Annotated in this window: 32 protein-coding genes and 3 pseudogenes; 7 read left to right on the top strand and 28 right to left on the bottom strand. The window is 44.3% G+C overall.

Features of this window, described 5'->3' with window-relative positions; genetic code table 11:
* Nucleotides 1–110: 110 nt before the first annotated feature.
* Together DET59_RS06420 and DET59_RS06415 are read right to left on the bottom strand one after the other, a co-directional pair.
* Nucleotides 111–587, bottom strand: a pseudogene (locus DET59_RS06420) (AAA family ATPase); the annotation flags it as partial.
* A gap of 96 nt (nucleotides 588–683) precedes the next feature.
* The gene (locus DET59_RS06415; protein WP_113968766.1) at nucleotides 684–1,076 is read right to left on the bottom strand and encodes a DUF5412 domain-containing protein; all 393 of its coding nucleotides are present in this window, start codon (nucleotides 1,074–1,076) and stop codon (nucleotides 684–686) included.
* A gap of 802 nt (nucleotides 1,077–1,878) precedes the next feature.
* On the opposite strand from DET59_RS06415, the gene DET59_RS06410 reads away from it, so the two are divergent.
* Complete coding sequence (locus tag DET59_RS06410; RefSeq protein ID WP_113968765.1) at nucleotides 1,879–2,097, top strand: hypothetical protein; 219 nt, start codon at nucleotides 1,879–1,881, stop codon at nucleotides 2,095–2,097.
* Between the two features lie 137 nt (nucleotides 2,098–2,234).
* On the opposite strand, the pseudogene DET59_RS06405 reads toward DET59_RS06410, so the two are convergent.
* A pseudogene (locus DET59_RS06405) lies at nucleotides 2,235–2,462 on the bottom strand (KGG domain-containing protein); the annotation flags it as partial.
* 219 nt (nucleotides 2,463–2,681) lie between these two features.
* Here DET59_RS06405 and DET59_RS06400 point away from each other — a divergent pair.
* Nucleotides 2,682–3,872: an MFS transporter gene (locus DET59_RS06400; protein WP_113968763.1), complete on the top strand. Its 1,191-nt coding sequence runs from the start codon at nucleotides 2,682–2,684 to the stop codon at nucleotides 3,870–3,872.
* Between the two features lie 48 nt (nucleotides 3,873–3,920).
* Here DET59_RS06400 and DET59_RS06395 read toward each other — a convergent pair whose 3' ends face one another.
* The 18 genes and pseudogenes from DET59_RS06395 to DET59_RS06305 all read right to left on the bottom strand — a co-directional run bounded on the left by DET59_RS06395 (nucleotide 3,921) and on the right by DET59_RS06305 (nucleotide 15,400).
* Nucleotides 3,921–4,379 carry a DinB family protein gene (locus DET59_RS06395; protein WP_113968798.1) on the bottom strand — a complete coding sequence of 153 codons (459 nt, stop codon included), beginning with the start codon at nucleotides 4,377–4,379 and terminating at the stop codon, nucleotides 3,921–3,923.
* A gap of 101 nt (nucleotides 4,380–4,480) precedes the next feature.
* Nucleotides 4,481–4,975, bottom strand: a complete 495-nt coding sequence (locus tag DET59_RS06390; protein ID WP_113968762.1) for a hypothetical protein — start codon at nucleotides 4,973–4,975, stop codon at nucleotides 4,481–4,483.
* Nucleotides 4,976–4,988: 13 nt separating this feature from the next.
* The gene (locus DET59_RS06385) at nucleotides 4,989–5,177 is read right to left on the bottom strand and encodes a hypothetical protein (RefSeq protein WP_113968761.1); all 189 of its coding nucleotides are present in this window, start codon (nucleotides 5,175–5,177) and stop codon (nucleotides 4,989–4,991) included.
* Between the two features lie 345 nt (nucleotides 5,178–5,522).
* On the bottom strand, nucleotides 5,523–5,798 hold the full coding sequence (locus tag DET59_RS06380) for a hypothetical protein (RefSeq protein ID WP_113968760.1): 276 nt from the start codon (nucleotides 5,796–5,798) through the stop codon (nucleotides 5,523–5,525).
* Between the two features lie 30 nt (nucleotides 5,799–5,828).
* The gene (locus tag DET59_RS06375; protein WP_113968759.1) at nucleotides 5,829–6,143 is read right to left on the bottom strand and encodes a hypothetical protein; all 315 of its coding nucleotides are present in this window, start codon (nucleotides 6,141–6,143) and stop codon (nucleotides 5,829–5,831) included.
* Nucleotides 6,144–6,273: 130 nt separating this feature from the next.
* Nucleotides 6,274–6,513 carry a hypothetical protein gene (locus DET59_RS06370; protein WP_113968758.1) on the bottom strand — a complete coding sequence of 80 codons (240 nt, stop codon included), beginning with the start codon at nucleotides 6,511–6,513 and terminating at the stop codon, nucleotides 6,274–6,276.
* A gap of 15 nt (nucleotides 6,514–6,528) precedes the next feature.
* Complete coding sequence (locus DET59_RS06365) at nucleotides 6,529–6,720, bottom strand: hypothetical protein (protein ID WP_142675567.1); 192 nt, start codon at nucleotides 6,718–6,720, stop codon at nucleotides 6,529–6,531.
* A gap of 32 nt (nucleotides 6,721–6,752) precedes the next feature.
* Nucleotides 6,753–7,394, bottom strand: a pseudogene (locus tag DET59_RS06360) (uridine kinase family protein).
* 29 nt (nucleotides 7,395–7,423) lie between these two features.
* Complete coding sequence (locus tag DET59_RS06355) at nucleotides 7,424–7,663, bottom strand: hypothetical protein (protein ID WP_113968756.1); 240 nt, start codon at nucleotides 7,661–7,663, stop codon at nucleotides 7,424–7,426.
* On the bottom strand, nucleotides 7,660–9,420 hold the full coding sequence (locus DET59_RS06350) for a M3 family oligoendopeptidase (RefSeq protein WP_113968755.1): 1,761 nt from the start codon (nucleotides 9,418–9,420) through the stop codon (nucleotides 7,660–7,662). Before DET59_RS06350 ends, DET59_RS06355 begins: the two co-directional genes overlap by 4 nt.
* A 485-nt stretch (nucleotides 9,421–9,905) precedes the next feature.
* Complete coding sequence (locus tag DET59_RS06340) at nucleotides 9,906–11,324, bottom strand: bifunctional metallophosphatase/5'-nucleotidase (RefSeq protein ID WP_113968753.1); 1,419 nt, start codon at nucleotides 11,322–11,324, stop codon at nucleotides 9,906–9,908.
* A 68-nt stretch (nucleotides 11,325–11,392) separates the two neighbouring features.
* Entirely contained in the window at nucleotides 11,393–11,650 is a 258-nt protein-coding gene (locus tag DET59_RS06335) for a SunI/YnzG family protein (protein WP_113968752.1), read from the bottom strand.
* Between the two features lie 184 nt (nucleotides 11,651–11,834).
* Entirely contained in the window at nucleotides 11,835–12,377 is a 543-nt protein-coding gene (gene lepB / locus DET59_RS06330; protein WP_113968797.1) for a signal peptidase I, read from the bottom strand.
* A 171-nt stretch (nucleotides 12,378–12,548) separates the two neighbouring features.
* Nucleotides 12,549–12,968 carry a DUF4181 domain-containing protein gene (locus DET59_RS06325; protein WP_113968751.1) on the bottom strand — a complete coding sequence of 140 codons (420 nt, stop codon included), beginning with the start codon at nucleotides 12,966–12,968 and terminating at the stop codon, nucleotides 12,549–12,551.
* 54 nt (nucleotides 12,969–13,022) lie between these two features.
* Nucleotides 13,023–13,391 carry a hypothetical protein gene (locus DET59_RS06320; protein ID WP_142675566.1) on the bottom strand — a complete coding sequence of 123 codons (369 nt, stop codon included), beginning with the start codon at nucleotides 13,389–13,391 and terminating at the stop codon, nucleotides 13,023–13,025.
* Nucleotides 13,392–13,419: 28 nt separating this feature from the next.
* The gene (locus tag DET59_RS06315) at nucleotides 13,420–13,932 is read right to left on the bottom strand and encodes a DinB family protein (protein WP_113968749.1); all 513 of its coding nucleotides are present in this window, start codon (nucleotides 13,930–13,932) and stop codon (nucleotides 13,420–13,422) included.
* A gap of 210 nt (nucleotides 13,933–14,142) precedes the next feature.
* Complete coding sequence (locus tag DET59_RS06310) at nucleotides 14,143–14,628, bottom strand: DUF4362 domain-containing protein (protein ID WP_181778072.1); 486 nt, start codon at nucleotides 14,626–14,628, stop codon at nucleotides 14,143–14,145.
* A gap of 127 nt (nucleotides 14,629–14,755) precedes the next feature.
* Nucleotides 14,756–15,400, bottom strand: coding sequence for an SDR family oxidoreductase (locus tag DET59_RS06305; RefSeq protein WP_113968747.1), 645 nt, complete (start codon nucleotides 15,398–15,400; stop codon nucleotides 14,756–14,758).
* A gap of 166 nt (nucleotides 15,401–15,566) precedes the next feature.
* Between DET59_RS06305 and DET59_RS06300 the strand changes: the two genes are divergently transcribed.
* Complete coding sequence (locus tag DET59_RS06300) at nucleotides 15,567–16,508, top strand: nucleoside hydrolase (RefSeq protein ID WP_113968746.1); 942 nt, start codon at nucleotides 15,567–15,569, stop codon at nucleotides 16,506–16,508.
* A gap of 4 nt (nucleotides 16,509–16,512) precedes the next feature.
* Here the strand turns inward: DET59_RS06300 and DET59_RS06295 are convergent, their stop codons facing one another.
* From DET59_RS06295 to DET59_RS06285, 3 genes are all read right to left on the bottom strand, one after another.
* Nucleotides 16,513–17,082 carry a CBO0543 family protein gene (locus tag DET59_RS06295; RefSeq protein WP_113968745.1) on the bottom strand — a complete coding sequence of 190 codons (570 nt, stop codon included), beginning with the start codon at nucleotides 17,080–17,082 and terminating at the stop codon, nucleotides 16,513–16,515.
* Nucleotides 17,083–17,207: 125 nt separating this feature from the next.
* Complete coding sequence (locus DET59_RS06290; protein WP_113968744.1) at nucleotides 17,208–18,194, bottom strand: HD domain-containing protein; 987 nt, start codon at nucleotides 18,192–18,194, stop codon at nucleotides 17,208–17,210.
* Nucleotides 18,195–18,439: 245 nt separating this feature from the next.
* Entirely contained in the window at nucleotides 18,440–19,054 is a 615-nt protein-coding gene (locus DET59_RS06285; protein WP_113968743.1) for an HAD-IA family hydrolase, read from the bottom strand.
* A 136-nt stretch (nucleotides 19,055–19,190) separates the two neighbouring features.
* On the opposite strand from DET59_RS06285, the gene DET59_RS06280 reads away from it, so the two are divergent.
* Both DET59_RS06280 and DET59_RS21575 read left to right on the top strand, forming a co-directional pair.
* Nucleotides 19,191–19,973: a CPBP family intramembrane glutamic endopeptidase gene (locus tag DET59_RS06280; RefSeq protein WP_258549588.1), complete on the top strand. Its 783-nt coding sequence runs from the start codon at nucleotides 19,191–19,193 to the stop codon at nucleotides 19,971–19,973.
* A 138-nt stretch (nucleotides 19,974–20,111) separates the two neighbouring features.
* Complete coding sequence (locus tag DET59_RS21575; RefSeq protein WP_181778071.1) at nucleotides 20,112–20,285, top strand: hypothetical protein; 174 nt, start codon at nucleotides 20,112–20,114, stop codon at nucleotides 20,283–20,285.
* Nucleotides 20,286–20,534: 249 nt separating this feature from the next.
* On the opposite strand, the gene DET59_RS06275 is transcribed toward DET59_RS21575, so the two are convergent.
* Complete coding sequence (locus tag DET59_RS06275; protein WP_113968742.1) at nucleotides 20,535–20,903, bottom strand: YkvA family protein; 369 nt, start codon at nucleotides 20,901–20,903, stop codon at nucleotides 20,535–20,537.
* A gap of 160 nt (nucleotides 20,904–21,063) precedes the next feature.
* On the opposite strand from DET59_RS06275, the gene DET59_RS06270 reads away from it, so the two are divergent.
* Entirely contained in the window at nucleotides 21,064–21,390 is a 327-nt protein-coding gene (locus DET59_RS06270) for a YnfA family protein (RefSeq protein WP_113968741.1), read from the top strand.
* Here the strand turns inward: DET59_RS06270 and DET59_RS21570 are convergent.
* From DET59_RS21570 to DET59_RS06260, 3 genes are all read right to left on the bottom strand, one after another.
* Nucleotides 21,380–21,538, bottom strand: a complete 159-nt coding sequence (locus DET59_RS21570) for a hypothetical protein (RefSeq protein ID WP_181778070.1) — start codon at nucleotides 21,536–21,538, stop codon at nucleotides 21,380–21,382. The genes DET59_RS06270 and DET59_RS21570 overlap by 11 nt on opposite strands.
* Before the next feature lie 145 nt (nucleotides 21,539–21,683).
* The gene (locus DET59_RS06265) at nucleotides 21,684–22,391 is read right to left on the bottom strand and encodes a YwaF family protein (protein ID WP_113968740.1); all 708 of its coding nucleotides are present in this window, start codon (nucleotides 22,389–22,391) and stop codon (nucleotides 21,684–21,686) included.
* Nucleotides 22,392–22,509: 118 nt separating this feature from the next.
* Complete coding sequence (locus DET59_RS06260) at nucleotides 22,510–23,343, bottom strand: SDR family NAD(P)-dependent oxidoreductase (RefSeq protein WP_113968739.1); 834 nt, start codon at nucleotides 23,341–23,343, stop codon at nucleotides 22,510–22,512.
* A 112-nt stretch (nucleotides 23,344–23,455) separates the two neighbouring features.
* Here DET59_RS06260 and DET59_RS06255 point away from each other — a divergent pair, with 112 nt between their 5' ends.
* Nucleotides 23,456–24,415 (top strand): helix-turn-helix transcriptional regulator, encoded by a 960-nt coding sequence (locus DET59_RS06255; protein ID WP_113968738.1) that lies wholly within the window; start codon nucleotides 23,456–23,458, stop codon nucleotides 24,413–24,415.
* Nucleotides 24,416–24,456: the final 41 nt, after the last annotated feature.

The following is a 24,456-nucleotide window of genomic DNA, read 5'->3' as shown; positions in this document are numbered from 1 at the left end:
CCAACGTTGCATAATCAGCCAGTTCATTCGTTTTTTTAAGAAATTACCTATTTTGGGCCCGTCCATGATTTTTTAAAAGTACGCATTATGAAATTGATTCAGTTAGAATATTTTATTTCACCTTCTAAAGAATTCAATCTGTATATCTCCATCGACTTTTTCAAATCACCTTCAGACCATTCAATATTTCTTTTTGATGGCTTATGTTCAAGTCTATTAGAACTTTTATTTCGCTCAAGTCGTTCTTCTACATCTGCCCCAAGCTCGACAAAGTAAACCGTACCTCCTCTGGACTCGAACAGCTGAGAGACTTCATTCACATAATCCCAGTCCTCTTGCCTATCAAACGCCCAGACATAAGTGAAAATCATTCCATACAAATCACTCTTTGATACTTCTTCAAATATCTCACGTCGAAACAGACTGACTAATCTCTTTCCTTCTTTCGTGCCGTAATCAAAGAAATGACCAACCAAATCAATCGTCATATGATTATGAAAAAGTTTCAAATCCGTTATTTTAGCTAATTCCTGTCCAACGGTCATTTTACCAACCGCTTGAGGTCCAAATACAAAGACAAATTTCATGAGCTCTCTCCTTCATTAACCTTATAAAGTTCGTCTGAAAAAATTATCGTCATGCTTTGTAACATTATGTATCTCCAAGCCAGCATCCCTTCACTTCTACTGATGCCGAAAATCAAACTCCTCATCCGGAACATCCAACGACACCCCATTGACCACCACCGTATCTTCATCTGTCCACTTAATCTCTGCCGTCTCTTCCCGGTAGTTCCAATAGATATTTTTCCTCTTGTCCTCTTTTTCATTGAATACTAACTCGCCTCTAACAGCATAGGCAGTCGTCGCTCCACCATTCGTCACATATGCCCGCAATGTGTACTTCCCGTCGGGGGACGATTCTTCTGACAGGAACTCCCCTTTCGGCAGCCTGTTCATATCATAAAAAGCCCAATAGACCCCATATATCACGAATGCCACGACACATAAACAAAAGATGCCCAATATAGTAAAAACTACTTTCTTTTCGGTTTCTACACCATGATTTGCCCCCATGTTATGTACTCCTTTTGAAAAACTTGCGTTATGGTTATCATTTGCTATCAATTTCTCAGTAAAAATGGCCGCTCACGTGGAAAAACCGATCCTGCCTTGGCCAATATACAGGTATCATCCCGTCATTCCACTGCATCATAAGCCACCAAATCCACTTATCGGCGAAAAACGGATTTTATCGGCGATATTTTCAATATAACGGCGAAATTCTCATTTTATCGGCGAACTATCAAATATATCAGCGAATCGCCCCAATCAGGGACGGACCTCGATTGAATGATTCTTTCAACCTTCTAAAAACGCTTATTGAAATGATCTAAACGCATGATCGTTCCTCGTAACCTACTAAAGTAGCTCACTACCAATTATTTCAAATGTGTAACGTAAACTCAATCCCATATAAAAAAAGAACTCAACCAATTTAGTCGAGCCCCTTCTGATCATCATAATACTTCCCAATCTCCCGACCCAGTGCAGAAAATCGCTCATTCCCTTCTAAGGAGAAATCCCTGCTGCAGGCCGAATTCGTCACCTGGAACTCATCATATACAATCTCTTATTACGAACGGCTCATACGCGTCAAAGTGCACATGATTCATCGCACTAAATCACACCCAAACGTCCCTACCACTCCTCTCTAAACACCCTCTCCACCACCCACCTGATCAAGTAAGAAAGAACGATATTGATTCATTCATACGTAAGAATCATGACTTTTTCCCCTTCCACATAACTTGATAGCATGTTAAAATTACCCAAAAATAAAAATTCCTTCCCTTCTTAAAGAAAGGAGATCAAGAAAATGTCAAGAAATCGTGAGCTGCTTACCATTTTGCAGACGCTCCAAACCTATTCAGATTGTGATATCACCCAGTCATTTTCTGAACATGATTCTGACGTATTGCTGGTTTCTTACTCTAAGGAATTAAACTCATTTGTCATCACTCATCATGACTCTGAGAAAAGCTATCATGATATCGACTCCGCTCTGACCATACTGGAAAATGTTTTACAGACCTAGCTTCTTATGAATGATCCATAGATTAAACACAAGAAGACCCGTCGTCGATCGACAGGTCTTCTTGTGTTTCTGTAACCATCCGGTGGCTATTTATTGCTGTTGGACTTGTTTGAACTATTGGAGTTGTTCGAGTTGCTGGAGTTACTGGACTGGCTTCCGCCTTTCGCTCCGATTTCCTGATAGAATTTCTTGTCGTGATTTTCTGAGGTTGCTTCTCCACCTTTTTCACCGATCTCTTGGTAGAATTCTTTGTCATGGTTCTTCGCCGTTTGTTCGCCGCCTTTACGGCCAGCTTCTTCGTAACTCATTTTGTTGTTACTGTTTTTACTATTGTTGCTGTTGTTATTGCTGTTACTGTTTGCCATAAATAAAATCCTCCTTAAGTTTAGTGAAAATGGTGTTGCTTTGTACATTGGTTATATACCTCGTGAGATGAGAGTCAAACAGATAATGGTGGTTTTTAACATTTCTGTAATTTAATTTACACCGGATTCATGACAGGAAGCTTCATAATTAGAAGTGCTCCTTGAAGAGGGGTATGATGGAGGTATCAAAGAAGATTAGTAGAAAGGGAGTCTTGCTACATGGATTACATCAAACGGGGAACACCGGCCTTTAGAAATGCAAACCTCGCCCTGTTTGCAGGCGGATTCAGCACCTTTGCCATCCTGTGGGGAACACAGCCCCTGCTTCCGGACATCGCAAGTGAGTTCGATGTCTCACCAGCCACTTCAAGCCTCAGCCAGTCATCCACTACGATCGCCCTCGCCATTAGTCTATTAATCGCAGGTTCATTATCCGATGTTTATGGAAGAAAATCCGTCATGACCTTCTCGTTACTGGTCTCTTCCATTCTCGCCGTCAGCACAGGATTCGCCTCAAGCTTCCCTATGCTCATCATTGGCCGGATCCTGCTCGGGATAACGCTTGCCGGGCTTCCAGCTGTCGCCATGGCCTACTTGGGTGAGGAAATCGAAGCGAAGAGTCTCGGGATGGCCATGGGATTATACATCAGCGGAAACTCCATCGGGGGAATGTCCGGTCGGATCATCAGCGGCGTCCTTACCGACCACTTCAACTGGCATATTGCATTGATGGGAGTCGGGATGATCAGTATGCTCTCAACCGTCATCTTCCTGGTGCTCATCCCGCCGTCTGCCCATTTCAAACCGCAGGCCTTTCAGCTGAAATCATTGACCGGTTCCCTGTTCAGCCAATTCAAAGTACCGGGGCTCACCCTTCTCTTCACCATCGGATTTCTGTTGATGGGCGGATTCGTCTCCCTCTACAATTACATCGGATTCGAGCTGATCGCACCACCTTATTCACTCAGCCAGACCGTTGTCGGATTCATCTTCATCGTCTATATCGTCGGCACCTTCAGCTCGACCTGGATGGGAATGCTCGCCGATCAGTATGGAAAAAAAAGAATCCTGCCCCTGTCGCTGATCATCATGTTATCCGGGGTCTTAATCACCCTGCATCCGAATCTGTGGGTGAAAATCATCGGGATTGCCATCTTTACCTACGGATTCTTCGCCGGCCACTCCATCGCCAGCAGCTGGGTCGGACGATTGGCCGTCCATGATAAAGCACAGGCTTCGGCACTCTACTTATCTGCCTATTACGCAGGCTCGAGTGTCGGAGGAACCGTCAGCGGCAGCTTCTATCACCAATTCGAATGGTCCGGTGTGGTGTGGATGATCGTAACTCTTTCCGTGATTTCGATCGGGATATCGATGCGATTGGGGAGAAGGAGCATGGCACAATCATAAAAGAGGACTTGCCATGAAGTCCTCTTTATTGGTCGAGATGAGGAGAAGTCACCCCTTCACTCCCGCTTGCGGATCCCACGACCCCTGTAATTTTCTAATATAAAGAATTTGTCCTGCATGGTAAGTGGTGTGGATGGTGAGGTGGGCAATGCTATCAGCCCAGTTATTCAGGTTCGCTTCATCTGCCTCTTCAACCGCCTTCTTCCAGTCAGCCATCAACTGATCGATCCGCACGATCGTTTCTTCCCAGCTGAGACCTTCCCTGTTCAAAAACGTACTCTCTCCTGTACTCTCTTCATTCTCGCTCCCATTCAATCGATTTAAATGGCGCTGATTATAGTAGATGAGATGATGGACGATTTCAGAAATCGAATTGGTGGCTTCATTGGCCTTCCACGTTGCTTGTTCCTCGGTGAGATCCTTGATCGAATTGATCAACGAGACAAACCAGGTATTTTGATCGTGACAGGCAACCAGTTGCATGAGTAGAACTTGTTTGGCGTTCATTTTATTCCCCTCCAGTATTTTCATATCACTAATACTTTCAAGATAGAGAAGGGTGATTCCTTTTTCACATATGGATTCTCCATTCAAAAAAGTCCTCTTTTTTAAAAAGGGACCTCCACCGTTTCATGAAACGTCATCCCGAAGTACTGATACTCGACCATCACCCGACTGACTGCTTCGTCATGAAACACATGCACCGCATAAAGGGTATCGTCTTTCGTCGCAGTCCCAGCATCTAAACTCTCCAATTGTTCCGAATTCGTTGGACCCGCCTTGATGGATACGTCCTCTAAGTTCTGTAAGCTCACTTCTATTGGAAGTTGATCACCAATATCATCAATTATGACGTATCCTTTCAGAAGATTACTGACCTGCATCTTCACTTTTTCAGGAGCATCATTATTATTGACTGTGACCCTCACCACTTTCGCTTCACGAAAACCATGATTGGTTACTTCAACCAGGACAGATGTCCCATCCTCATTCTGACCGATCATGCCAATCTCCATTGGGGGATTCTCTTTCACCCATAAATAAGTCCCTCCCCCTACAACAGCCACCACGAGCAGTACAACTGCAATCCAACTTTTTTTCATCCCTTAGCCCCCTTTATCTCCCAAAAAACTCCGGCAACGGTACCCCAAGATCGAATAATGCGCTCGTCACAAGAAGGATCAGCACCGGAATTACACAGAGCAACACGATCACCGTCCAAATTTTATGGGAAGAGTCCTCACGCTTTTTCTTCCGATATAGCTCTTGAACCCGTTTTTGCTTTTCATTGGTATGCTGGCTCATATGTTCCTCCTTACCTATCGCAATCTTTGGTTATCCGTCCCATCACTCCCTGTTTTCACTCTAAAATATTCGCCAGGCCATAATAATAATCCTGTTTTTTCCAAGTTTAATATATCTCCAAATCTATGTTGAGAGCCCTATATCGGAATAAAAAAACGATCCTAAGTGTGGACCGTTTCGATGACAGTATGGTTCTCTCCGCATTACAAAAGTATTTCCTAATCAACTGATCGCGCACTCCTTTATAATGGAGAGACTTAAAATCCTGAACCCATATCAGCCTGTTCACCTTTACCACCAGAATCATCATAAACTCCGACTTTTAGGGTAGCGGGCGAATTCAACCTACGAATCACTTTCCTTTATCAATTGAAGCTGATGATATCCCCAAAACACTGGCACCAATCCCATCACAAATAAAATCCCGCCACCTACTAAAAAGGTATTCATATATCCTCTTATCACAAGGTGGTAATAACCCATATCCGCTTCTCCACGACCGGCTAACCAGGCATCCGCACTGGAAGTTCCAAAATAAACGTTAAAAAACAGCATGATAAATCCAGCAATCGCTAACACAACACCTAAGCTGATGACATTGGTCAAATAATCTTTTGACATCGCTTCTCCCCCTATATGGAGTTCATCTCATTAAAAATAAGTAACAATCATCAGCACCAAACTGATCAACGTAAACAACACCGCTCCATAAAACACTCCCCCTACATTGCTTTTCAGTTCATTATCCTTCTGAATCTTCCACCCTGCCTCACTCGCTTCCAGAGTGGCCCCCTTGGATAACGCACCGCCACTGCTGTTGAAAAAGAATAGTCCCACCGTTATTCCGAGACCGATGAAAAAGCTCCATTCTCCGTAAGAAAAATTGATCAGAAGGCTCCCGATCCAGATAGCAATAGCAAGTATCGCAGCCGTTACTAATGATGTTCTTGTTATGAATTTCTTCATAATTTATACCCCCTCGTATTACTTACATTTACGAATGGATCCACTGAAAAGTTTCAATTTTCAGTCAACGATGCATTGTAATACTTTTACTCATCCTGCAAACTAAGCTTATCTTCTGTTGATAGATTCCTTAAAGCGCTTTATCCAAGTGCCCGATCAATAGAAATCCTATCACATGAGGTAATATCTCACTCATAATCCCTAAAACCATGAAAAACATTCCATACCGTTTTTTCTCGTAGTCCTTTTTTAAGACCAGCCCCACACAAAAGGCGATGAAACCGTGAAAAAACCAAGGAGTGAAGAAGGCCAAAATGACCGACAACCAACCGACGAATATCAGTATGTTCGTGCCTTTCTTATCTTTCATACTATCTCTCCCGTCTTAAATTGACTGATTTCTCGGAGCAGTCTTGAAAAATGCCTCTCTCACATAAATCGTATAAATCAAGACCATGACCGAAAAAACCACATTTCCTATAATGGGCTGTTGAGGTTCATTCGTTAATAACAGGAAACTGATGAATCCAAATAGGACCGAATACATGATCATTAACCAAAAACCCCATATTTTCATTCTCATGTATCCATAAACCATCCACAGGGAAACTACTCCAAATCCTTCTCCACCCAATGCCCCTCATCCGAATTTCTCACCACCACATCAAAAAGCTCGCTCTTCGGATGCATGAAGACTTCATATTGAATTCTCCGCTCTTCATGGGTTTTCCGTAGATATTCCACCTCCATCCCTCTTTCGGAAACATCGCGGATTCCCCTTCTCATGAGCTCTGTCTCACCATCCGTATAAAAGTAAATTTTGAGGTCGTATAAGTCGGGATTGCTGAATGCAACAGACATCCCTTCTACAATCGTCAGATTATTTTAGGACGAGATGAGCTGACTTCGTTCATAAGGGACGTCCAATGTGTAGAAATCCATCTCTTCCCTAACCATCTTGATATCCCGATCGAGTGCGAGTAGGTGGTGTGCCGCAGGATGACAGGCGGTCATTTTGGATTGATGGATTTCATTGTTGTATTCATATTGAATGGAGGTGTGTTTTCTCACGTCAGAATTGACGATATAGGGATCGGTGTTGATATAATTGACCCTTTTTCTTTCAAGGTGCGTCAAAAGCTTTTTGGCAAACGTAGTTTTACCGGAAGCACCATGCCCTGAAATGCCGATGACCATTCTTCCATCCATCTTGTTTATTCGATTGACTATGTTATGTAAGATATTATCCATGAGTTCTCTCCTTAATATTAAACTTATCCTTAATCATCCCCGCTGACATCGATTTCTAAATCACCCTCGTCCCCATCCTCATGCCGATCAAGATTCCGGTCTGGATGCCCCATTTCAAACATCCGATTCCGCAACCTTAATTGCTTGACGACCATTGCCAGGAGGAAACCGGCCAACGATAGGTAGAGCAGGTAATCGAGATCGAAAAACAAAGAAACACATAATAACAGAATGGAAGGAAGGGCAATTATCCCTTGTATCTTTTTCATCGGGAAGCTGCCAATCTCACAAATTCCTCGCTATCCCCTACACATAGCCTCATCCCTTTTTCCCAAAAGGCTTCCTCCGTAATGTCTTCCCCCAAATGCTTCATGACGAGGTCTTCTGCCGACATGCTTCCTGAATCCCGCAAGAGGTGCATGTAATGTTCCTCGAATCCTTTCCCCGTTTCCTTCGCCATTGCGAAGAAGTTGAGTGCAAGTAAATATCCAAAGGTGTAAGGAAAGTTGTAGAAAGGAGATTCTGTTTTATAAAAATGAGGCGTCCATACCCATGAATGAACGGGAATCTCATCCAGGGAACCGGCATAGCCTTCTTTCATGGCAGCCCCCATCAGTTCGTTCAAGCGTGCTGCAGGGACAAACCCCTTTTTCCGTTCTTCGTGAAAATTCTTTTCGAAGATAAATCTGGCATGCAGGTTCATTAAGTTCATGACGCTGCGCTTCAGTTTCTCATCAAGAATGAACAGCTTCTCTTCGTCCGTCTCCGCTTTTTCCATGGTCGCCTCCAGTATGATCATCTCTGCGAAGGTGGATGCCGTTTCGGCCAGGCTCATAGGGTAGGACTTGTTCATCCCGTTCACCGATTTCATCGCATGGTTATGAAAGGCATGGCCCAGTTCATGCACAAGGGTCAATACCCCTTTGAATGTGCCGGGGAAGGTCAGGAACACCCTGGACTCCCCCGTTAACGGAAACCCTGCACAAATGGGAACCGCAGACTTACCCGGACGATTTTCTGCCTCGACCCAGCCTTCACGGAATGCTGTCTCGGCAAACTGTCCCATTTCGGTACCAAATGCGCGAAATTGCTCCTCGACCAAAGCCGCCGCCTCTCCGTATTCCATTCCTTGATGGACATGATTCATTGGGGACCAAAAGTGGTAGGACTTCATTTTGGCATCGCCGTTCATTGCTGCCTTCACATTCATGTATTGAACAAACGGTTCTTTATATCTCTCCATCACTGAAAACATCGCATTCAGCGTTTCTTCCTTCATCCGGTTTTGGGCCAGGGGAACATGCAGGACGTCCTCGATCCCCATGCCCTTATACATATTCAACCGGAAACCGGCCAGGTGATTCAGGATCTCGGCAAACTGCCCCTCATGCTCGGTCCACTTTTCCACCAGCGCCTCATGAGATTCTTTCCGAACCGAAGCATCGTGGTGCGAACGCAGATTGATGGCCTGCCCAACAGAGAAATCCTGACCATTCACCTGGACCTTAATGCTGCTCATGAATGATTGATAGAACTGTCCCCAGGCGTGGTATCCGTCTGCCATAAGCTCCGACACCTCCTGTGAAGGCGCCCTGTCCGCTTCATCCCGCCATTCTTGGAGGATGAAGCGATACTCCTTCAGTTCCTCTGAAGCAAACAGGCTCATCCACTCCGATTCCTCTGCAAGTGCTAATTTCTTTTTCAAGCTACCGGTAATAGAGTCATATTTTGATTGAAGAACCGTGGTTTCCCCTCTATAGAATTGTGCTCCCTGGTCTTTCGGATTTTCTGAAAGAAGACAGATGGCGTAGGATCTTGCTTGGGATATGGACATCTTTATGTCCCTAAGTCGATTAAGAACATCGACCAGTTGATCCGACTCCAGCGTCACTTCTCCCATGGTTTCTTCCAGATCGGAAATTCTGTCTTCCGTCTGTTTCATATGATTATGTAATTCAGGTGAAGTGCTACCACCTTTGAAGATGCTATCGAGATTCCATACTGGTTTATATTTTGTGTGAGTCATCATTATTCCCTCCTATCAAGTTCCGAATGAAACGTATGTTCTTATTCTACCTTATTTTGTAGTTTCTTCCAACTTATACTAGTCTGAATTTCAAAAGTTTTAATCCTACTAATTTTAAGGAATGATAGCTTGAACCCCACTTACAATAAGCTAAAGAAAGTTTCCCTTACTTCTGATTCAGTAAAACCCTCACGATTTTTCGACAAAAGGATCATAAGTTGAAATTTAGGGGGCATAACTCAAAAACCCGGATCATAAAGTGCTGAAACCGGGTCATAAATCCCCCAAGCGGATCATAAGTCACGGAAACCGGATTATATTTCCAGGAGGGCATGAAATTTTTATAAGTGAACAGACAAATGAACCTACAATGAGGCTAAAAAAGCACACTTACAATCCCAAAAGCGGTTATTTTATCAAAAAAAAGCAGAATTCCATCTCAAAATGACGAACTCAATAAATGTCCCGTCCTGAACCTCCACCATCTAATGATTGACCATCACTGAACTATCGCGGCCGTCTCTTAAATAATTCATAAATACATCCTTCACCATCTCTGTCTTTCCAACCTCGACCAATTTATTCCCTTTCACCGAAGCGTATCCACATACTTCTTCATACAACATTGGAGATCCTGTCCCTACCAAGTAGACCTTCTCTTCCACCAGGCCTTCTCCATTCACTTTAACATCGGAAATGACGCCATCATGACGACTCCATGTAACTCCAGAGAACCCTAAAGCCCCAATCGGGATCCCGTGCGGCCTGAATCCATTTCCGTATACCTGTTTGGAGGTAACCTCCCCATTAAAACTATCCTCTATCAATCTCGCAATCTGTTCACCCTTAAGCTCCATCAACACAGGAGAATGCATGCTTTTGCATCGATTGTACACATCCCCCTTCGTCACATCGCCGGATTGCAGACCTTGATCCACTGCGGCTCCGCCATACATAATGCCAATCTCAGACTTCCAATAGTCCCGAACGGCTTCAGCCATGAACTGAATGATATCAGCATGAGTAAGGTCTTCCCTCGTCGTGTACAATACCTCAGAGAAAAACTCATTCGTTTCCTCGCGACCTTTTTCTAAAATGGCTTCCATACTGGCATCGGCTTCTGACTCGGGAGTGATCTCAACTAATTTCCCCTCAAAGGATTCGATCTTATCAAGACCATTCTCGATATGTACATCCATTTTCAACTCACCTACATATTGCCCATGAGACCCCGCTTGAACAATCAGGACACCGGATTCGACAACGGGACTTTGAAGCACCGTATGAGAATGAGCTCCCACGATCACATCGACCAGGCCACTGACTTCTTTCGCCATCTCCATATCGGCACCATGGCCCAAGTGGGATAAAAAGACGATGATATCTGCGCCTTGCTCTTTCAAATCAGCAACGGCTTTTTTTATGGCCGTAAGGGTTTCCAGATTCCTGAATCCGTGCTTATTCTCATAAAGATCCCCGAATTGATCGGTGGCTCCAAATAATCCAACCTTCACACCGTTATCGACTGTCACAAGGAGCGTTTCTTTGACCCCGCCGATGGGAGTCCCATCTCCCTCTACCAGATTCGATAACAACCACGGCACTCTGGTCTCCCGGCTATGCTTTCGAATCAACGCCGGCGTCGATCGCAGCAGCTCATTATTCCCCACTGACATTGCATGATACCCGACATCCGCAAGCATCTCTAAATGCATCTGGCCATTCGTCGCCAGGCACTCATTGATGCTCATATCCATATGATCCCCGCCTTCCAGCAATAAGTAACTCTCCCCTTGCGCTTTAAGCTCCCTGACACGTTTCTTTATGTAGGCAGCCTGCCGTACGACCAGGTCATAGTTTCCGTGAAGGTCGTTGGTGTGAAGAATGGTGATGGTTTTGTTCATATGTATTTCCCCCTGTTTATAAGTGCTTGCTTAACTCGATGTCTGCGTAGTGATCAGGACTGTGCTCCTTATGCCCCAATGTACGACAATATCTTCTCTTTCAAACCACCATTACTCGTGAACAGAATATACGTTTCTGAACCTGTTTGGATCACGACTCTATCCGTGTGTCCATATGGATAACCTATTCTCATTGCTGTTTTCTCTTCACCGCCATATGTATCATCATTTCGCACTTCTTTAATATCAGATAAAGGAATATTGATATTACTTAACTGCCACTTGATATTTAAGTTTTCGTCTTTTCTTGATACCTTTACTTCCATATGTTCCACTCCTGTCTTTATTTACATTTACGAAAATTCCAATAATTTTTCAGGAATTTGAATCATCATTGGATCTGATATTCTTTTTTAAACAGCATAGTCTTCATATCTGTCGCGAAACCTATTCGGTAAATAACTCGCTCCTGGCACAAGAGAAAAAACTATAGCGTCTTTCCAAAATAAACTACTCCCCCACAATCCTCATATCCTTAAGCGGATAAAACACAACCTTCGTAGTGCCAACAATTTCCTCCACAGGAATTGCCCCAATATGCCGGCTATCCTTGCTATCCCTTCTGTTATCCCCCATCACGAACAGATGACCTTCCGGAACGGTCGGTTGTCCCACAGCCGTATCCTCCAAGTTAAAAGGCATGGTCAAGTCCCCCTGTACATTCTCTTTTTGCTCATCCAGGTAAGGCTCCTCATAAACTTTCCCATTTACATATAACGTGTCCCCTTTATACTCGATCGTATCTCCGGGAAGGCCGATCACGCGCTTAATATAATCCTGTTCCTCATTTGCGTGAAACACAACGATATCAAACCGCTCGGTGTCCCCTAATTTAGACACAATCATCCGTTCCTGGTCCTGCAGCGTCGTATTCATGGAAGATCCCTTCACCATGATAGGAGTGACCAAGAAGGTACGGACAATAAATACAACGACTAACGCGATCACCAAAGCTTTCACCCATTCTAACACCACATTTTCCTTTTCAACCACGCTCTCCATCCTCTTTTCTTCCCTTAAATGAACCATGGCACCTTTTACACTGGCTGCTCATTTTACTTTTTCTTACATACGTTTGAATCCGCTGAAAGTTTCATTTATTGGAAATTTATAAGAAAAGCTAAAGACCAAATGGCTTAACTGAACTCCAGTTTTTGAAAATGATTAATCAAACACACCAAAAAAATCCGTACTAAAAATCAATAGCAACGACAACGAAAAAAAGACTAGCTGAGAAATAGTGAATTTATAATCATTCCTATTTTCTGCGTATCGCTTCTCCATAACAGCTGTAACCGTTTCAGACAGAGTGAAAAGGACAATAAGCAGGACATGAGTTTCAAAGAACCACATTCTTTCTAGTGGAGGCTGGGTAGCATTGTAGAAGCCGCCAATGACAATCAAGATAGCGAAAGTTATTCTGATCGTCCAATCTATCCACTTATGTTTTTTATTTAAATGATGATAGGAGAAGTGCTTCTTCTTTTTTACCTTAAACCACTTTCTCATTCCTTTATTAAACAAAAATATTAATAAGGCATAACTCGCAATAAATAGAAAAGCTTTCAACCAGAATTGATCCATGTAATCGTCCTCCCTCTGCCCCAATCCATTCCACTCTAAACAGACTCCTTCACACTATCTCTTAAGTGTGAAGGAGTCCTCTTTCCCATCCCACTGAATCACGACATGAAATTCATCGTCTTCAACCGTTTTGGCACAACCGGAACAAGCTGTTGAGCGTGTAAAAACTTTCCCGTCCACATTGATATTCCCACTACTATCCCCTGCACGGGAAGTGATGAAATATTCGATCTCCCCTATGCTCTCTTCCCCGGTATATCCAAACATAAATTCACCATTTTCACTGTTTGAAGTCTGATTGCTGATATAACTTCCTTCCCAATAATCTCCTTTCCCTTCAAAGGAAAGCGTTTTTTGCTGACATCCCGTCAGTAAGGTAACAATGGTATAGAAGGTCATACTGACAAGCAGCATCCTTTTCATCCTGTTCACCCCACTTTTTCTACTCCCATCAATCCCGTGGCAACATCTTTCGTATCATCCTTATCTGACCTCTATGATTGATTTCATCCTCGTATACGTGAAACCAGATAAAATAGTGATTAGAAGGATGGCCATCCCATTGTCGATCCTCATACAACCAATCATCTTGCAGGTGGGCAAATTCCTCCAACGTTCTGCGTCTTACTTCTTCAAGCTTCTCAATATAATACTCCAACGGGTTCCCCTTGATGCTCTCTCGACCTTTGTCCCCGAGGCTGTACGGCGGTCCCCACTCCTTCATCTCTTGTTCATTCGGGCGTCTCCCATCAAATATTTCGATTTGAAACCCTTTCTCAACTGCGGCCATATGTAATAAAAGAGCCCCGATGCTATTCCCATCCTCACTTGGCAAGTAATCCAATTCGGATTTGGTTAGACCCTTTACCGCTTCCAAAGTTGTGTACCTCGCATAATCCATCTGCGAGACAAGATGACCAACCTGTGGAGTGAAATCTATCCGCTTATCAATCTTGAATTTCATATATAACTCATCCCATTTTCTTTTTTACTACCAATTATTTCAAAACAAGGCAGTGAACTCAATATTTTATTTCATAAAAATAAGGAAGCTTCCCCCTTTTTGAGGAACCCCCCCTGTGATTGTAGTAATTTTTATAAAAGTAGTAATGGCAATGATTCTCCAGCCATTATCAATTCAATTTTTTTCAGCTCTCTTCCGCTGGTCAGCAAACTATCCCTCATCCTCTATAGCTGTCGATAATATAACTGTATCCCCAGTAAAATTACCTGTACATCGCTTCAAAATATACTGCTTCTTTCGCCCCTCTTCATTGGTCACCACATTTTCACACCGGTATTCTTCAATGAATTCTTCATCTACACTGCGATAGACGTGGACAGACTCCCCATTATAGGTCAATTCTTCAACCACTCTCTGTCCTTCAATCCCGTAATGGATCACATTGATCTTGGCTTTTTGATGATCTTTCAGCTTATCAACAAAGGTATCTAAGGATTCAATATTACTGATGTTTCCGTGTTCATTGATGACTTCTTCTACGTTCGTATGGGAGACTTGCTCATCATCTGAGAATCCATCCTTGATTATTTCTTTCACCTCTTCACCTTGAAATACAAAGAACGCAACGATTGCTAACGTGCACAAAATGATACTTCCGAATAGCAATGAAGGAATGAATCCTTTTTTCTTCGTCATGCTATGTCCCCCCCTAGAGCCTCGGTTCATTTACTACCAATTATTTCAAAATCGAACACTAATCACAATCATTAATTTTCAAAAAAAAAAATGACCACCCTCAGGATGATCATTCTCTCTTCTCCATTTATACGTTTCGAACAGCCTCTTCGATCCCATCATTTCCTGAAATCAAATCGAAGCCCTTATGAAATGTACGTTCTTCTCCCAGGCTCGCTACGATCGTGCCCGCTACATCTTCACGGGGAATCGATGCTCTTGATAGGTTCTCTCCTGCGGTCACCTTCCCTGTACCTGCTTCATTCAATAAACCGCCAGGACGGATGATGGTATAGGTTAATCCGCTCTGTTCCAGTGCACGGTCGGCAAAATGCTTCGCCACATAATACGGCTTCAAGGATTCGTTCCAGTTCTCACGATTGTGAGCCTGCAGGGCACTTACCAGGATGAACCGGTCGATTCCTGCCTGCTTGGCCGCTTCCATCGTTTTGACCGCTCCGTCTAAATCGATGAGCAATGTTTTATCCGCGCCCGTGTTGCCACCGGATCCGGCTGTGAATACGACGGCATCGGCACCCTTCAGACCCTGTGTAATCTCCTCCACTGTTCCTTCCAAATCAACCAGTGAAGATTGGACCCCATCCTGTTCAAAGGCCCGTGCCTGCTCTTCCTTTCTCACAATGGCCTTTGGCGTATGCTCGTTGCTTTCTTTTAAGAGCCCGATTACTTGCTTCCCGATTTGTCCATTCGCTCCTACTACTGCTACGTTCACATCCTCATCTCCTTATTCCGATAAATTTGGTATGAATTTATCTTCACATGTTTCGTGAATGATGACAAATCATCTGTTTGGGCAGTACGTTTCATATAAATAGAATAATCCTTCTTTTCTATTGATACGCTATATAAACACATCATATTGATTAGGAGAATGACGGATGAAGAAAATCATTTTGTTTGCGGATCCCGGCATTGATGATTCCATTGCCATCATGTACGCCCTGCTGAACCCTGACATTCAGGTACTCGCCATCGTATCCAGCTATGGGAATACATCCAAAGAGCAGGCAACGGATAATATCGCCTACTTGCTCAAGCTTGCGGGAAGAGAGGATGTTCCGATCATCGGGGGAACCAATAGTCCATCCTCTGGGGAAATCCCCACGTACTATCCTGAGATTCACGGACAGGAAGGGCTCGGACCCATCAGACCGCCTGAGAGCTTTTCAGGTGAACTCACCAATTTCTCGGAACTCTACAAAATCATCAAGGGTCAGGATGATATCACTATAGTTGACGTAGGGAGGAATACTTCCCTTGCCTCCCTTCATTTGTTAGGGGAAAACATCGTCGAAGACATCAAGGAATTTTACATTATGGGAGGCGCCTTTATGGTTCCCGGGAACGTGACCCCGTCTGCAGAAGCGAATTTCTATGGAGATCCCATTGCCTCACAGGTGGTGGTCAGGGATCTGAACAATCTATACATCGTTCCCCTGAATGTCTCGAATAAAGCCATCATCACCATGGACCAAATCCGTTACATTCAGCAGATGTCCGATAACCCATTGATCGAGATCATGGATGAAGTCATGGAATACTATATTGAAGCCTATAAGAAGCTCGTTCCCGGTATAAACGGTGCCCCCTTGCACGATGTCGTGACCCTATCCCTGATGGTGAACCCGGAAATGGGGCAGTCCATCAGAAGGGAGGTCAACATCTTGTCCACGGGAATCGGAAAGGGAACGTCCATCGCGGATTTCAGGCCCAGTTCCAAGCCGGCTGAGAAAAACGTCAACATCTTCCTTGATTTGGACTATCAAAAGTTTGTCGAGGATTTCATCAATGTCATGGGTAAGGCAGACGGAAAACCCTGAAAGATCAATGAGCTTTCTTTTCCAAATAAACAAAGACATTCGTGATCCATTTCGCCATCAGACCGACCACCACGTAGCCAATGAATAAGGTGAAATAATTCGTCCCATCGCCCATTTCAAACAGACCTATCGTAACAAGCAATGGCTTGAAAGCGAATGCAAAGACTGCACTGAGCAGCACCATGAATAAATAATAATTCTTATGATGGTTTAATGTAAATTGATACATGAGCATGTAGGCAACGGGAACCAAGGACACATCCAATGAGACCGAGCTCGCAAGTACCGGGAAAATTTTATATGGATAGAACCACTTCACCATATTGGCTCCTATCGCATCTACGTATGTAAAGAAAACATGAACATTATATCCATAGAACCCTAAAAGAAGGGCCTTTCGTTTATCTATTCTAAAAAAAAGCACGATCAAAGGAAGAACAAACAATGCAACCAATACCCAAAACGGCCAGGTGGCAAAATCGGAATATTGCTGCCAATAGCTGGTCCACATATCGGTTTGATTCTCCTGGATCTCTTTTAAACGGTCAAGCATGGTCTGCTGAGATTCACTCATGGTTCTCGCTCCTTTAAACGTATATGCTATAGTATGAGCATGAAAAGGACCGATTATGTTTTTCCAGTATAAAAAGCGGGTCAGACCCGCTTTTCTTTCCCGGCCTGAATCGGGATCTCATTCAACTACACTGCGCCCCCCTGCCTTTTCACCTTCAAATACCGGCCAGATTTACTGATCTCATAAGCGGCTTTTCCTCTTTGTCTCACTTCTTCCGACAATACAGACGCCTTTGTCCATCCATTCCCATTTATAACCGAGGGATCTATCAGCCTCACCTTTCCTTTATGGTGAATGTCATAATCGGCTTTATTTTCTTCTATACATACGTCTTGCTTGAGTTCAGTTAGTAGCCTCTCCATGTGGTCATCTGCCTTTTGGAGCTTCAAGAGGACCTCTTGATCCACCCCAAGAAAATCATCCAAACTGATCCAGCCTTTTTCTAATGCCGCCTTTAATACGTTGGAAAGTGCATGATTTCCATAGATATTCAGTGGATTCATGAAGAAATCAATGACCTCTGTATAATATGTCTTCACAAACCACTCCGCTGCACCAATGGATTTCACACAGATCTTCCCTTCCACCACTGCGACCTCGTCCAGGAAATCGTGGACCTCTTTCAATGAAATATACCCGTATCTGTACATATCCCTCAACGTGTAATCCACCCGGTCTGCACAAAGCTCGGGTGCCGGTTGCTCCAGTATGGACCATTTTGAATCATCCAGCAGGATATCCCTATAGTCATAATCGTATTTCTCCAAAATCTGTGGAATCTCAGATTGAAGGATGACCTGTTCGAATATGTCTTCGTGGTAATCCTCAGAAAGATTATCGAGAACACCATCGATCACATGGGAAAAGGCCGTATGGGACACATCATGCAGTAACCCTGCCATCTGCTCCTCTACCTCACCTCCCAGTTTTTTGATCAAAAGCATCACTCCTACTGAGTGCTCGTATCTGGTTACATCCCACATTTCATTGACCAGGAAACTGGCTCCGCCTTGATGGATCCCCTTTAATCGCTGAACCGGATCACTAAGAATCAGTTCTTCCAATACACTGTCCACCTTGAATTCTCCGTACAGATCATCCTTTATCCACATAACCCATTCCCCCTTAGATATAAATAAAAGTGCCCCCTGATAATCAGGAGGCACTGCGCTACGATCGATCACACATCGTCATTAACCAAATGGACGCCAACATAGTTTCCTATGTCACCTATATATTTTCGAAATTATCATACACCAATTGTCAGGTCGTGGCAAGGAAAATCAACGACCCTCTGAACACTTACGTTTGTCATGTATTGAACTCTGTTTCCAATCGTCTCTCGAAAGTTCAACCCTCAAATGATCGAATACAATTCTTCCACACTCGTCACAACGAAATCAGCATGAGGGTTTTCTTCAACCTGATCCGTAAAATAACAGGAACTGATCCCTGCATTTTTCCCCGATAATAAATCCAAATCCCGGTCCCCGATCATGATCGCTTCCGAATGATCGATATGATGGGTTCGAATCAGGTGTTGAATGGCGTTAGGACTCGGCTTCCTCTCAAACCCGTGCTGGGAGGTGATGAAGTCAGAAAAGTATCCTGTCAGCCCATAACCCTCCAGCATCTTGATCGAAGACTCGCCCCTGTGGGTGTACAAATAATTCCTTCTCCCCGTGGAATGAATATACTTACAAAGCTCCACAATCCCTTCGAAGGGCTTGGACAAATCGAATTCCACTGCTTTTCTGCGTGAATCGTAGGCTGTGATAAACTCGTCCCCGATTCCGTACTTCTCACCATAATGATTGAAAGCATATGTCATCGATACCTTCATATGTTTCGTAATTTCCTCCAACGGCTCTTCGATTCCCTGGCTTTCTAGCGTTTCCTTGAAGCTTCCCGCCATCACGGGATAGGTATCAAAAAGAGTGCCATCGAAGTCCCATATGATATGTTTGTACATGGTCATTCCTCCCCCTTTTGTAAACTATCCTAATTTTACCATAACCTTCACTTTCTTCGTCCATCATAAAAAAGGACTCATGCAGAATAGGAAAAATATGCTAAAATAGTGATAAAGAACAACCAAGGGGGACCCCATGATCCGTTCACGGCAAACGCTTTTCCTCATAAGTTCGGCCGCCCTGTTTTTCGCAGGGATCATTCTTCTTTCCTATCGAATATACGTATGGGGACTGCTGCCGCTGCTAGGGCTTCTCATTCTCTATCTGGCAACCAGAGTCAACCGGTCCGTCTTGTCCTTATTCCTTTTCTTCCTTCTCGGGTTCCTGCTGTTTCAATTCGCAACCGGCTGGATGAACGAATGGGATATTTCAAAAGAAATGAAAATCGTGTTGAACAGAGCTTTCCTTCTATTGATACTGATGTCTATAGCCGTCTCACACATGATATCAAAAGAAAAGATCCGTTTTCACACCAGATTTCCGGTTTGGAAAAAGCGCTTCTCCATGCCTTCCCATACCATTTCACTGCCCTTATTCTTACTGATCGGGCTCGCAGGATCATGCACCATCTTCATCCCCCTCATCTGGTCACCGGGAATCAGTGAGGTGAAATCATTATGGCTATTCGCACTGGGATTCACCATCCTGAACGCTACACTGGAAGAGCTCATCTGGAGAGGCGTCATGCTGTCATCGTTGAAACGAAACGTCTCCGTCCTTTATGCCGTCACGGTCACAAGCCTCGGATTCGGTCTGTTGCAGCTATCCATCGGAATCCCGGTACTTCTCAGTCTCCTCTTTTCTTTCGGTGGACTCTTCTATAGCATCGTCGTGCTTAAGACGGATAGCATCTATCCTTCGATCGTGTTCCATATGGTGATGAATATGGGGATGGTGTTGAATGGGTGGATAAATTAGTTTTCGATACTTCAAGAAAGAGGGAGAAGGATAAACTAAAATATTTGTCTTTCATTCCGGTTATGACAGGAAATTAATCCACTCTGTACCTGGCTTAAAGAATCAAAGAATAGCCTTAATGTATGCGGAGGTGAACGTATGGAAATTCCATTCATCATTTTAGGGGCACTCGTTAGTCTACTCATTTTCTACATGATTATTGAAAGAGCTGTCCGGGACGGTATCAATAATTCTTCAATCGGGAGATACCTCGAAGAAAAGCATGGCATTAAAGAACCACAGGGGGATGAGGATTTATTCGACGATAAGTAATTCTTATGGTGTTCTTTTTACGGGACAATACAACCCTTGAGCCAAAAGATGGAAAAATGAACGATATGTAGTGGGTAAGGGGAGAAAGAAATCTCACTTGACTATGAACATCATCCCCAACACCCTTCATCCTGTACGTCACCCTGGTCTATAGTGGACACGAAGTCTGTATCCAAAAAAAAAGTATCATTAACATTTACGTCAATGACACTGAGATTCTTCACTGCATTTTATTCTTCCCCACTTACCTTACAACTTCCCATCTACCTCAGACGTATCCACATCATCCCCGAACCAATCACTCAACTTCGCCTTAGCCTTCGCTTTGACCTCGTCATCGATAAACATGGCCACCTGCAATAAAGCAATACCCAGGGCACCTAAGTCGTCTGTGAAACCAATCCCTACTGCCATGTCCGGAATGAAATCTGTCGGAAGGATGAAATATCCAAGTGCCCCGATGATGATCATCTTCGACTTCTTTGGAACATCCGGCTTTTGCAGGACAAAATAAAGAAGCAGCGCCGTATACACGACGGAATGTCCCGCCTTCAACCCGTACCTTTTCAACTTACTCCAGAACTTTTCTTCTGAATAGTGTTTCTCGGTATTATCCATTACTTCCACCTCCAGTACGAGACGAACGTCCATCTCTTGTTCCTTTTATTGTAGAAGGTTTGGTGGAAATAGACAAATGTTTGGAAAGGTTGATTTTAAACCTAAGGCACCGAAGTACGTTATAATCCAATTACATAAACTTATATAGGATGTGATCCACATGTTAAATGCCATCATACTGTTTTTCATTGCAGGAATCGCCGAAATTGGAGGAGGCTACCTCATCTGGCTATGGCTCCGGGAAGGAAAGCCAGCCTATTGGGGCCTAGCCGGCGGAATCGCCCTGGCCCTGTACGGCGTCATCGCAACCTTCCAATCTTTCCCTTCATTCGGCAGGGTCTACGCCGCTTATGGTGGGGTGTTCATTGTCCTGTCCGTTCTGTGGGGATGGGGAATTGACAAGAAGACACCTGATCTGTATGACTGGGTTGGAGCGGGGATTTGTTTGGTTGGGGTTGGTGTGATGCTGCTTGGGCCTAGGCATTAGACATACCCCCGAACAATCGGGGCAATACCAGAATCGATGCCGTCGAAGCCTGGAATGAAATCAAGAAGCTTGCTGGGAGAAATAAAGTGTCTTCTCCCTGCGTGAAGACACCGGCGTAAAAACGCCATTCCACTGGACTTTCATTCATATGTATGTACATCCCATTCACAACCCCATATGGTTTTCGCCCTTTATATAGAGCTTAAGAAAAGAAGGCTCTCCTACTGTAATGGTGGGAGAGTCTTTCAAATCAGCTTATTTTTTTTACAAGTGACCCAGAAATCACGAAAGTGTTACCCTTTCACCCTCTCCCGCTTCATAAGCACCCCCATCGGAAGATACGTCACGAAAAACACCACAAGTGCCGCAATTTCCAGATTGATATAATACATGACACCCGATCCGAAAAAGGAAAGGATCGTTTTGGATTCCGTCGGATTGGCTAAGTAAAAGAAGTTCGTATCGAGAAGAAGATTAAGAAAGAAAATCGGCAGGGCGAGAAGATTGACCATAAGAAAGCCGGTCCATACAGCTTTTCTTGGCACCCGGTATCCCTCATACACGATGAAATAAAGGACGGACCAGGCAATGGCTGCATGATGGAGGAAGTATTTCAGAAAACGGTAATGAGGAAATTGGTAAAACATTTCAGGTGTTACCATGCTTAAAATCGGTGGAAGCAACCCGATAAAGAACAGTAAATAAAAAGCTTTCTTATTCGGTTTCAAGAACAAATAAATCGATACGAATGTACTGATGGAACATAGCTGCAGAGGCAGGTCACCAACCTCCCACTGTCCCGTTGCCACGAGCCAAATATGCCATGATAGCTCGCTTAGGACTAAGATTCCAAGTAACGTCCACTTGATAATCGGCTGATAAGGTTCCAGGAGTCGTTTACCATAAATCAGAAAAAAAGATATAGCCACAAACATCAAAAGCACAGCAATATGCGGAACAGAAAACAACTCGAACGTACGCATCTCTGTCACCGAAAACATCATGCCACCCCTATTCCTTTTGAAAGTGGTTATCATGAATAGTCTATTCGGCTTATAGGTTGATTAAGAATGGAGTTTAAGAATAGAAAAAACCCCCTTTAACAGGGGGACCACCATCCTACATCGTAAACGGCGGAATATAACGTCCATCCACATCCGTGAACCCATACTCCTTCGCCAGGTCCCCTGCTTTCAACACCTGTCCCGTCTTCTCCATCACCCCTGGATCCATTGCCAGCGCCGTGATGGCACGTCCAATATAATAAGGGGTCTCCGATTTCCTTAAGTCTTCCGATTCCTGCCAATGATCCTCGTCCATCCCCATATGGTCGAGTACAAGCTCCGTCCTCATAAATCCAGGTGAAACAGCAAGGACCGAGATATTATCCCCTTTTAATTCTTCTGAAAGTCCGTACGCCATTCGAACGAGAGCATTCTTCGCCAGATCATAATAGAACTGCCCCGTGTACTTACCATCATCCCAGAAGGTCGTGTGAATGATGAGGGCTTCATTATTCTCACGAAGTAACGGGATGGCAAAATGATTCGTCGCCAGCTGAGCCCGCACACCGGCCGTAAACATCGTATCCCAATTGGCAAGGGGCAGCTCCCAGAATGCCCCCGGGTTAACCCCGATGTCGTGCGCTCCCCACACATTATTGATCAGAATATCGAGCTTCCCCTGTTCTTCACGAATCTGCCTGATGACCGATTCCGTTTCCGAATCAACCGTATGATCACAACGAACCGCGATCCCCTTTCCACCTGCTTCTTCTATTTGTGAAGCCGTGTCATCAATCGTTCCAGGAAAGCCTTTCGTGGAATTCCCTTTCGTACTTCGTCCCGTGACATAAACCGTCGCGCCGGCTTTCCCCAATTCAACGGCGATCGCACGGCCCGCTCCCCTGCTTCCTCCCGTTACGAGAGCAACCTTTCCAATCAATGATTTCATTCATCCCATTCCTTTCATCTTTAAGATACATTTATTATACGATCCCATTCTTGACATCCACTGTCATATTTAATTAAATAAACTTAATAAATTCAGGAAAAAGGTGAAGCAGATGAGAGGCGACCGACTGGTATCCATTCTTTTATTATTACAATCACACGGGCAAATGACCGCAAAAGCACTGTCAGAGAGATTGGAAGTTTCTGAACGGACGATTTACAGAGACATGGACGCTCTGAGCGGAACAGAGATCCCCGTGGTGGCAGAGCGCGGAAAAAACGGAGGCTGGTCATTACTCGAAGACTATCAGACGGATCTGACCGGTCTGAAAGAATCTGAAATCCGCGCGTTGTTCGTGTCACCTTCATCCCAGCTCCTTGACGATCTCGGCTTGACCCGAACGTCCGAGGAAGCCAGAAACAAACTCATCGCCTCCCTTCCATCTATCTACCGTGAAAACGCGAAAGACGTATGGAACCGGATCCATATCGACACAAGTTCATGGAGGAAGCAGAAGGAAAAAATAGCCTCCTTTGAAGTGATCAAAGAAGCCATTTGGAAGGAGCAGAAACTTGGGATTACCTACCAGCGTGCAGACGGAAAAACAGATGACCGCATTGTGGAACCACTCGGACTCGTGGCAAAGGGTGATCTCTGGTACCTCGTGGCTTCCAAGGAAAACGGAGACATCCGGAATTACAGGGCCTCCCGTATCCTCTCCGCCGATTCTTTAGCCGAAGCGTTCGTAAGACCCCAGGGATTCGACCTGGCTCAGTACTGGACATCCTCCACTCTATCCTTCATTAAACGGCTGCCCTCTTATGAAGTGAAAGTCGAGGTCTCTCCACTTGCTTTATCAAGGCTGACATTCACCGGACGCTTTGCCCGTGTCCTTGAGATGGGGGATAGAAACAAAGAGAACTGGATACCGGTGACCCTTTCATTTGATACAGAAGACGAAGCAAAGGGGTATATCCTCGGTTTTGCCGATCAGGTAAGAGTGATTGAACCGAAGAATCTTCGTCAAAAGATACTAGAGATGGCAGAGGCGGCGGTTGCCTTTCATCGATAATTGACTTGAATCATTAGAGGATTTCATCTTGGTCAGGACAG

This window comes from Rossellomorea aquimaris, from assembly GCF_003315075.1.
GTDB classification, from domain to species: Bacteria; Bacillota; Bacilli; order Bacillales; family Bacillaceae_B; genus Rossellomorea; species Rossellomorea aquimaris_C.
This window is presented reverse-complemented; position numbering and strand designations above follow the sequence as displayed.

Bases quoted from the DNA above. Each gene is read 5' to 3' on its own strand.
- DET59_RS06285 (WP_113968743.1), bottom strand. From the start codon at position 19,054: ATGTACAAACATATCATATGGGACTTCGATGGCACTCTTTTTGATACC.
- DET59_RS06255 (WP_113968738.1), top strand. From the start codon at position 23,456: ATGAGAGGCGACCGACTGGTATCCATTCTTTTATTATTACAATCACAC.
- DET59_RS06310 (WP_181778072.1), bottom strand. From the start codon at position 14,628: ATGACGAAGAAAAAAGGATTCATTCCTTCATTGCTATTCGGAAGTATC.
- DET59_RS06270 (WP_113968741.1), top strand. From the start codon at position 21,064: ATGTTAAATGCCATCATACTGTTTTTCATTGCAGGAATCGCCGAAATT.
- DET59_RS21575 (WP_181778071.1), top strand. From the start codon at position 20,112: ATGGAAATTCCATTCATCATTTTAGGGGCACTCGTTAGTCTACTCATT.
- DET59_RS06390 (WP_113968762.1), bottom strand. From the start codon at position 4,975: ATGAAAAAAAGTTGGATTGCAGTTGTACTGCTCGTGGTGGCTGTTGTA.
- DET59_RS06365 (WP_142675567.1), bottom strand. From the start codon at position 6,720: ATGAAAATATGGGGTTTTTGGTTAATGATCATGTATTCGGTCCTATTT.
- DET59_RS06295 (WP_113968745.1), bottom strand. From the start codon at position 17,082: ATGAGTGAATCTCAGCAGACCATGCTTGACCGTTTAAAAGAGATCCAG.
- DET59_RS06335 (WP_113968752.1), bottom strand. From the start codon at position 11,650: ATGGAAGTAAAGGTATCAAGAAAAGACGAAAACTTAAATATCAAGTGG.
- DET59_RS06385 (WP_113968761.1), bottom strand. From the start codon at position 5,177: ATGAGCCAGCATACCAATGAAAAGCAAAAACGGGTTCAAGAGCTATAT.
- DET59_RS06410 (WP_113968765.1), top strand. From the start codon at position 1,879: ATGTCAAGAAATCGTGAGCTGCTTACCATTTTGCAGACGCTCCAAACC.
- DET59_RS06380 (WP_113968760.1), bottom strand. From the start codon at position 5,798: ATGTCAAAAGATTATTTGACCAATGTCATCAGCTTAGGTGTTGTGTTA.
- DET59_RS06340 (WP_113968753.1), bottom strand. From the start codon at position 11,324: ATGAACAAAACCATCACCATTCTTCACACCAACGACCTTCACGGAAAC.
- DET59_RS06315 (WP_113968749.1), bottom strand. From the start codon at position 13,932: ATGAAATTCAAGATTGATAAGCGGATAGATTTCACTCCACAGGTTGGT.
- DET59_RS06320 (WP_142675566.1), bottom strand. From the start codon at position 13,391: ATGAAAAGGATGCTGCTTGTCAGTATGACCTTCTATACCATTGTTACC.
- DET59_RS06370 (WP_113968758.1), bottom strand. From the start codon at position 6,513: ATGAAAGATAAGAAAGGCACGAACATACTGATATTCGTCGGTTGGTTG.
- DET59_RS21570 (WP_181778070.1), bottom strand. From the start codon at position 21,538: ATGAATGAAAGTCCAGTGGAATGGCGTTTTTACGCCGGTGTCTTCACG.
- DET59_RS06395 (WP_113968798.1), bottom strand. From the start codon at position 4,379: ATGAACGCCAAACAAGTTCTACTCATGCAACTGGTTGCCTGTCACGAT.
- DET59_RS06300 (WP_113968746.1), top strand. From the start codon at position 15,567: ATGAAGAAAATCATTTTGTTTGCGGATCCCGGCATTGATGATTCCATT.
- DET59_RS06275 (WP_113968742.1), bottom strand. From the start codon at position 20,903: ATGGATAATACCGAGAAACACTATTCAGAAGAAAAGTTCTGGAGTAAG.
- DET59_RS06325 (WP_113968751.1), bottom strand. From the start codon at position 12,968: ATGGATCAATTCTGGTTGAAAGCTTTTCTATTTATTGCGAGTTATGCC.
- DET59_RS06280 (WP_258549588.1), top strand. From the start codon at position 19,191: ATGATCCGTTCACGGCAAACGCTTTTCCTCATAAGTTCGGCCGCCCTG.
- DET59_RS06415 (WP_113968766.1), bottom strand. From the start codon at position 1,076: ATGGGGGCAAATCATGGTGTAGAAACCGAAAAGAAAGTAGTTTTTACT.
- DET59_RS06260 (WP_113968739.1), bottom strand. From the start codon at position 23,343: ATGAAATCATTGATTGGAAAGGTTGCTCTCGTAACGGGAGGAAGCAGG.
- DET59_RS06290 (WP_113968744.1), bottom strand. From the start codon at position 18,194: ATGTGGATAAAGGATGATCTGTACGGAGAATTCAAGGTGGACAGTGTA.
- DET59_RS06375 (WP_113968759.1), bottom strand. From the start codon at position 6,143: ATGAAGAAATTCATAACAAGAACATCATTAGTAACGGCTGCGATACTT.
- DET59_RS06265 (WP_113968740.1), bottom strand. From the start codon at position 22,391: ATGTTTTCGGTGACAGAGATGCGTACGTTCGAGTTGTTTTCTGTTCCG.
- DET59_RS06350 (WP_113968755.1), bottom strand. From the start codon at position 9,420: ATGACTCACACAAAATATAAACCAGTATGGAATCTCGATAGCATCTTC.
- DET59_RS06355 (WP_113968756.1), bottom strand. From the start codon at position 7,663: ATGAAAAAGATACAAGGGATAATTGCCCTTCCTTCCATTCTGTTATTA.
- DET59_RS06400 (WP_113968763.1), top strand. From the start codon at position 2,682: ATGGATTACATCAAACGGGGAACACCGGCCTTTAGAAATGCAAACCTC.